This is a genomic window from Stieleria tagensis, from assembly GCF_024129865.1.
Lineage (GTDB): Bacteria > Planctomycetota > Planctomycetia > Pirellulales > Pirellulaceae > Stieleria > Stieleria tagensis.
Window position 1 is genome coordinate 1 of the sequence record NZ_JAMYFE010000177.1, and the last position, 1,177, is coordinate 1,177.

The 1,177-nt window shown below is 55.1% G+C and carries 1 protein-coding gene; it reads left to right on the plus strand.

The window, feature by feature from the left end; all coding sequences use genetic code 11:
• Positions 1-99: 99 nt before the first annotated feature.
• On the plus strand, positions 100-1,177 hold a 1,078-nt coding region (locus NHH03_RS27585), incomplete at its 3' end, for an IS91 family transposase (protein ID WP_449339610.1).

A 1,177-nucleotide genomic window follows, 5' to 3' on the forward strand; every position in this document is an offset into this window, starting at 1 on the left:
CAATGACCAACTGCTAGGAAACCAAAACGCAAAGTCCAGTTCCCGCTGAACCAGCACAGGGGCGATCGGCATTGTCCTCAGTGCAGTGGCAGCAAACGAATCGACTTCAACGAGAAAGCTTCGAAGTTGTTGTTGCCAGGCGTTGAATACTACCAAGTTGTTTTTACTCTTCCGAGTGAACTCTCCGAATTGGCGCTGGCCAACCAAAAAGAGATGTCAGAGCTGCTTGCCACGTCGGCTTGGAAGAGTCTTTCGAAAAACATCAAAGACGAACAAGGCTACGAGCCCGCTGGGATCAGTGTGCTGCACACATGGAATCAGAAGCTAGAAGCGCACTGGCATGTGCATCTGCTGGTTCCCGGCGAAGGCCCCGGGATTACGACACAAGCTTGGACGCGGGCCGCAGCGCCGCCAGATGCAAAGAACTCCGACGGCTACTACTTGGTCGATGTCGAGCGACTTCGAGAAATATATCGCAAACGAGCGATTGCCAAATTGCGTCGTCTTCGTGCGTCAGGCAAGTTGAAGTTCGGTGGCAAGTTCGAGTCTCTTCGGAGCAGCGAGAACTGGGAGGTGTTCGTCAAGAATTTAGAATCGAAATCATGGGCGGCTCATATTCAACCGCCGCCGAAAGAGACAAGCCATGCCAGCGAAGTCGTCAATTATCTGACACGGTACTTGACCGGTGGTCCGATCAGCAACCATCGCATCGTCGCCGCAGATCGCAAGCAAGTGACTTTCATGGCGCGTGAAGGGAAGCGGGTGGGCGGTGAACGGCAGCAAGTTCCGATCACACTCAAGATCGGCGACTTCGTCCGTCGCTGGTGCCTGCACATCCAGCCAGAGCAGTTGACCAAGACTCGGTACTTCGGTGGCTGGAGCAATCAGCTTCGCGAAGCCTACATGTCGCATTGCCGAGAAACTCTGGCATCATCGGATCCGTTGACCACGCCTGAAGCCGCTGATCGGGAGTCTGAGTTGGAAGATCCCGTGTATGCGTGCCCACACTGTGGCAGTGACCGGTTGAAGTTGGTCTCTCAGACGGCACGCCCCAGTTGGCGTGATCTATTTCGGCGTGAGGATCAGCGATGTCCGTCGTGGTATGCGGAGCTTCAGTTGCAGGAGTTCCGACAGCATTGGGACGAGGCAATGGGTGCGGGATATACCGATTGGTACC